Source organism: Achromobacter sp. (assembly GCF_036567245.1).
Classification (GTDB): Bacteria; Pseudomonadota; Gammaproteobacteria; order Burkholderiales; family Burkholderiaceae_B; genus Achromobacter.
Map to the genome: position 1 here is coordinate 1 of NZ_DATCUY010000305.1, position 5,627 is coordinate 5,627.

Annotated in this window: 7 protein-coding genes and 1 pseudogene; all 8 read left to right on the top strand. The window is 65.0% G+C overall.

The features are described 5' to 3' along the window. Positions 1 to 208, top strand: a pseudogene (sucC, locus tag VIR09_RS13515) (succinate--CoA ligase subunit beta); the annotation flags it as partial. 22 nt (positions 209 to 230) lie between these two features. Further along, a complete protein-coding gene (sucD, locus tag VIR09_RS13520; RefSeq protein ID WP_013392545.1) occupies positions 231 to 1,112 on the top strand; it encodes a succinate--CoA ligase subunit alpha in 882 nt (293 codons plus the stop codon). A 355-nt stretch (positions 1,113 to 1,467) separates the two neighbouring features. Beyond that, positions 1,468 to 2,166 carry a TerC family protein gene (locus tag VIR09_RS13525; protein WP_332013328.1) on the top strand — a complete coding sequence of 233 codons (699 nt, stop codon included), beginning with the start codon at positions 1,468 to 1,470 and terminating at the stop codon, positions 2,164 to 2,166. Between the two features lie 112 nt (positions 2,167 to 2,278). After that, a complete protein-coding gene (locus VIR09_RS13530; protein ID WP_332013329.1) occupies positions 2,279 to 2,998 on the top strand; it encodes a TerC family protein in 720 nt (239 codons plus the stop codon). After that, positions 2,985 to 3,107: a hypothetical protein gene (locus VIR09_RS13535; protein ID WP_042792647.1), complete on the top strand. Its 123-nt coding sequence runs from the start codon at positions 2,985 to 2,987 to the stop codon at positions 3,105 to 3,107. Before VIR09_RS13530 ends, VIR09_RS13535 begins: the two co-directional genes overlap by 14 nt. Before the next feature lie 9 nt (positions 3,108 to 3,116). Beyond that, entirely contained in the window at positions 3,117 to 4,064 is a 948-nt protein-coding gene (gene hemC, locus VIR09_RS13540; protein WP_332013330.1) for a hydroxymethylbilane synthase, read from the top strand. Next, positions 4,064 to 4,882, top strand: a complete 819-nt coding sequence (locus tag VIR09_RS13545) for a uroporphyrinogen-III synthase (RefSeq protein WP_332013331.1) — start codon at positions 4,064 to 4,066, stop codon at positions 4,880 to 4,882. The genes hemC and VIR09_RS13545 overlap by 1 nt, the downstream gene beginning before the upstream one ends. Positions 4,883 to 4,919: 37 nt before the next feature. Next, the coding region (locus VIR09_RS13550; RefSeq protein ID WP_332013332.1) for a uroporphyrinogen-III C-methyltransferase at positions 4,920 to 5,627 on the top strand (708 nt) is incomplete at its 3' end.

Consider the following 5,627-nt stretch of genomic DNA (forward strand, 5'->3'; position numbering starts at 1 on the left):
CTTTGGCGGCATCATGCGCTGCGACGTCATCGCCGAAGGCGTGATCGCTGCTTGCAAGGCCGTCAACCTGAACGTGCCGCTGGTCGTCCGCATGAAGGGCACCAACGAAGAACTCGGCAAGAAGATGCTGGCCGACTCCGGTCTGCCGATCATCAGCGCCGACACGATGGCCGAAGCCGCCACCCGCGTCGTAGCCGCCGTCAAGTAAAGAAAAATCCAAGGATTCACAAATGTCGATTCTGATCAACAAGGACACCAAAGTCATTACCCAGGGCATCACGGGTAAGACGGGCCAGTTCCACACCCGCATGTGCCGTGAGTACGCCAATGGCAAAGCCGCTTTCGTGGCTGGCGTGAACCCCAAGAAGGCGGGTGAAGACTTCGAAGGCGTGCCGATTTTCGCTTCGGTGAAGGACGCCAAGGCTGACACCGGCGCCACCGTGTCCGTCATCTACGTGCCGCCCGCGGGCGCCGCCGCCGCCATCTGGGAAGCCGTCGAGGCCGAACTGGATCTGGTGATCTGCATCACCGAAGGCATCCCGGTCCGCGACATGCTGGAAGTCAAGAACCGCATGAAGGCCAAGGGCAGCAAGACCCTGCTGCTGGGCCCGAACTGCCCGGGTCTGATCACCCCCGACGAAATCAAGATCGGCATCATGCCCGGTCACATCCACCGCAAGGGCCGCATCGGCATCGTCAGCCGTTCGGGCACCCTGACGTACGAAGCCGTGGCGCAAGTCACCGAGCTGGGCCTGGGTCAATCCAGCGCCGTCGGCATCGGTGGCGATCCCATCAACGGCCTGAAGCACGTCGACGTGCTGAAGATGTTCAATGACGATCCCGACACCGACGCCGTCATCATGATCGGCGAAATCGGCGGTCCGGACGAAGTCAACGCAGCCGAGTGGGCCAAGGACAACATGAAGAAGCCGGTAGTCGGCTTCATCGCCGGTGTCACCGCTCCCCCCGGAAAGCGCATGGGCCACGCCGGCGCGCTGATCTCCGGCGGCGCCGACACTGCCGACGCCAAGCTGGAAGTCATGGAAGCCTGCGGCATCCGCACCACGCGCAACCCGTCCGAAATGGGCAAGCTGCTCAAGTCGGTGCTGTAAAAGTATCAGGCCAGACGTCGGGCGCCTTGGGTGCCCGGCGCCTGCCGCCTTCTGGCGGGAGGCCTGGCTCCGGCGTCAAACCCCTGATGTCCGGCGCTTGCACCCCGCTTATGGAAAGCCCGCTACGGCGGGTTTTTTTTCGCTTTTTTTTCGGCAATCCTAGGGAAATCCCGCGTCCATGCCGCGGCCTGGGAAACATACGGAAAGCTGAACGAAACTATAATGAAAGAAACTTCGCACGTACCAGGCAAGAATGCCGCCGGGCTCGCACCAAGGCGGTCAGTACGTCTTTTTCATCTTATTTCACCCATTCATTTGGTTTGTCCTAGGGGGATCACACCTAGGAAAGAGAGGCATGGAACTTAGTTCAGCGGCATTCTGGATAGCGTTGCTCCAGATCATTTGGGTCAACATTCTGCTATCGGGCGACAACGCCGTGGTTATTGCGCTGGCGGCGCGTTCTCTGCCTCCGGCCCAACAGAAAAAAGCGATCGTGGTCGGCTCCGCCGCGGCGATCATCATGCGTATCGTGCTGACGCTGGTAGCGGCCAAGCTGCTGCTGTTGCCGTGGCTCAAGCTCATTGGCGCGCTGCTCCTGGTCTACATCGGCGTGACGCTGCTGTTGCCTGAAGGCGAGGAAGACGGCGCAGGCAAGACGCAAGGCAATCTGCTGACCGCAATCCGCACTATCATGATTGCCGACCTGGTCATGAGCCTGGACAATGTGGTGGCCGTCGCCGCCGCCGCGATGGGCGATACGACCTTGCTGGTGTTGGGCTTGGCCATCAGTATTCCGCTGGTCATCTTCGGCAGCACGCTGCTTCTGAAGGTCATCGAACGCTTCCCGGTCATCGTCTGGGTGGGCGCGGCGTTGCTGGGTTTCATCGCGGGCGAATTGCTGGTGGGCGATCCGGCATTGGAGGAACCGGTGGCGCGTATCGACGCGGCTCTGGGGATCACGCAGCATAGCTTTGCGCTGATGACGGGCGTGCTGGGCGCGGTGCTGGTGCTGGCTATCGGTAAAGTTTTGCTGATGCGCCAGAAAGCTGACTGAAAGCTGAATTATACTAATAAGTTGTACTGAATAAGCTCGCCGCGCCTCGCGCGGCGAGCTATGCCGGACCGGGACCGGCCACTCTTTTCATAAATGCCTTCGGGGGTTCATAGTGCTTGAGTTTTTCCAGACGCTGAGTTGGACAGCGGTATTCCAGATCATCCTTATCGACATCCTGCTCGGCGGCGACAATGCCGTCGTGATTGCGCTGGCCTGCCGCAATCTGGCGCCCAAGCAGCGCATGCAAGGCATTCTGTGGGGTACCGCCGGCGCCATCATCCTGCGCGTGGTCCTGATCGCCTTCGCCCTGACGCTGCTGTCGATTCCCTTCTTGAAGGTCGTGGGCGGCCTGCTGCTGGTCTGGATCGGCGTCAAGCTCCTGGTCCCCGAGGACGACGCCCATGGCAACGTGAAGGGCGGAACATCCATTGCCGCCGCCATCAAGACCATCATCATCGCCGACTTCGTGATGAGCCTGGACAACGTGATCGCCATTGCCGGCGCGGCCCAGAATGCCCACGCCGACCATCAGATCGGCCTGGTCGCCTTCGGCCTGATCGTCAGCGTGCCGATCATCATCTGGGGCAGCACGCTGGTGCTCAAGCTCATCGACCGCTATCCGCTGGTGGTTACATTCGGCGCGGCTTTGCTGGGCTGGATCGCGGGCGGCATGCTGATCACCGACGTGGTTGTCGAGCGTCAATTCGGCGTTCAGCCCACTGCGGTTAAAATCGGCGCAGAAATCATTGGCGCCTTGCTGGTTGTTGTCCTTGGACGGTGGCTGGCAAGCCGCAAAACCGCTTCCAAGGAATCAGCACATGAGTCTGCGTAGATCCACCGATCCCCAGCAATCCGAATCGGGCCTGAGCCTCCTTCAGGGCCTTTTCGTGCTGGCCATCCTCGGGGTGGTCGCGACGGTCATCGTCTCCAATTTCGTTTGATGCCGTCTCGTGTCTCTACCGCAACGCCTGGTCATCGCGACCCGTGCCAGCCGGCTTGCCCTGTGGCAAGCCGAGCATGTGCGCGACCGGCTGCGCACGCTGTACCCGGCGTGCGCGGTTGAGCTGCTCACCCTGACGACCCGAGGCGATCAGATCCTCGACCGCACGCTCTCCAAGGTGGGCGGCAAGGGTCTCTTCGTCAAGGAACTCGAAAATGCGCTGCTCGACGGGCGCGCCGATCTGGCCGTGCACTCCCTGAAAGACGTGCCGGTCGATCTGCAGGCCCCGTTCGAGCTTTGCGCCGTCCTCGATCGCGCGGATCCGCGCGATGCCTTCGTCTCCAACACGCATGACACGCTGGCTGATCTGCCGGCGGGCGCCGTCGTGGGCACTTCCAGCCTGCGCCGCGAATCCCAGATCCGCGCGCGCTATCCCGAGCTGGTGGTGAAGCCGCTGCGCGGCAATCTCGACACGCGCCTTGGCAAGCTCGACAAGGGCGAATACGACGCCATCGTGTTGGCCGCCGCCGGCCTGGACCGACTGGGCCTGGGATCGCGTATCCGCAGCCTGCTCGAGCCGGAAGACAGCCTGCCCGCAGCCGGGCAGGGCGCCCTGGGCATCGAGATCCGCGACGACCGCGACGACATGCGCGCCTGGCTGGCGCCGCTGATCAGTGCGGGCACCACTTCCTGTGTGGTGGCCGAACGCGCCGTATCCCGCGAGCTGGGCGGCTCCTGCCAGGTGCCCCTGGCGGCGTATGCCGAGATCGCCGACGGCACCTTGTCGCTGCGCGCGCTGGTGGCGTCGCCCGACGGCGTGCGCATGGTCCATACGTCCCGCAGCGGACCCGTGGCCGATGCGCAGGCCATCGGCGAGGCGGCGGCCCAGGCGCTGCTGGATGCGGGCGCGCAGGACATCCTGCGCGAGCTGCTGCAAGACGAGCCCAGGCCCGATTGATGGCCATGGCGTCCGCAGCCGCCGAACTGCCGCGGGTCGCCATCCTGACGCGGCCCGATGGCCGCAACGAGGCGCTGGCCGGCCGCCTGCTCGGCGCCGGCTGGACGCCCTGCATCCTTCCCGCCCTGGAAATCCAGGCCTTGCCGGCAACGGCCGGGGGACCGCCGCGCCCTTCCGACTACGACATGGTCGTGTTCGTCAGCGGCAATGCGGCCAGGCTGTACCTGGATCAGTGGGCCCATGTGGACGGGCCCGCTCCCTGGCCGGCTGGCGTCATCGCTGCCACCGTTGGGCCGGCCAGCGCCCACGCCTTGCGCCAGTCCGCCTGTTTTGGCGCGAATACAACAGTTCTGCATCCCCCCGAAAACGCTCCCAGCCACGATTCCGAGGCCCTCTGGGAGGTTTTGCAGGGATTGCCGCAACGCCCCCGCCGCGTACTGCTGGTGCGCGGCACGCAGGGCAGGGACTGGCTGGGCGACAAGCTCGAGGCGCACGGCGCGGCGGTGACCCGTCATGCGGCCTACCTGCGCCGCCCCGCGAACTGGGGCGCCGATCAACTCGCCAGCCTGCGGCAATGGGCGGCCGCGGGCATTCCGGCCACCTGGCTGATCACCAGCGGCGAGGGCGCGGACGCGCTGCGGGCCGGTCTGGATGCTGCCGGCCTGGCTGACTGGTGGCCGCGGTGCCGCTTCGTGCTGACACATCCCTCCCTGGAACGCCGCGTGCCACAGGCCTGTCATGAAGGCGGGGCGCGGCCGATGGTAAAAATCTGCTTGCCCAACGACGAGTCGATATTCCAGGCTTTTGTTGCTGCTTGATTCGTTGCATCGGACTGACACCGAATACAATCGCGTCATGACAGACAAGACTCCCGCTACCGATCCGGTCGTTCCGACGGCCGCCCCGGGTGCAAGCGCGCCCGCGTCGGCCCCGGCCGATCCCGTCAAGGCCCGCGCGGCCAAGCGCGGCAGTGGCCCGCTGGTCCCCGCCCTCATCATTCTCATCCTGCTGGCAGCCGGCCTGGGTTACGCCCTCTGGATGCAGCGCACCCAGTTCGTATCCGCCGGCCGCGAGGTCGCCACGCGCCTCGAAACGCTGACCACCGACCTCGCGCAGGCCCGCAAGGACACGCGCGAGGCCCTGGCCCTGGCGCAAGCCCAGGCTGGCCGTGTCGGCGAGCTCGAAGACACCGTGCGTGAAACGCAAAGCCAGTACAACGCCCTGCAACTGGCCTGGCAGAACTTCAACGACAGCGCCAGCGACGAGCTGCTCGCCAACGATGTCGAGCGCCTCCTGACCATTGCGAACCAGCAGCTACGCCTGGTTGGCAACGTCTCCAATGCGATCGTGGCGCTGGAAACGGCGCAGTCGCGCCTGGCGCGCGCCGACCGCCCGCGCTTCTCCAGCCTGCAGCAATCCATCAACGGCGACCTGGACCGCCTGCGCGCCGTGTCCACCGTGGATATTCCCGCCCAGTCGGCCCGCATCGACCGCTTGGTGGCGCTGATCGGCAAGGCGCCCCTGCTGGTGCCGGACGCCGCCGCGCCGGGCGTGGCGCCTGCC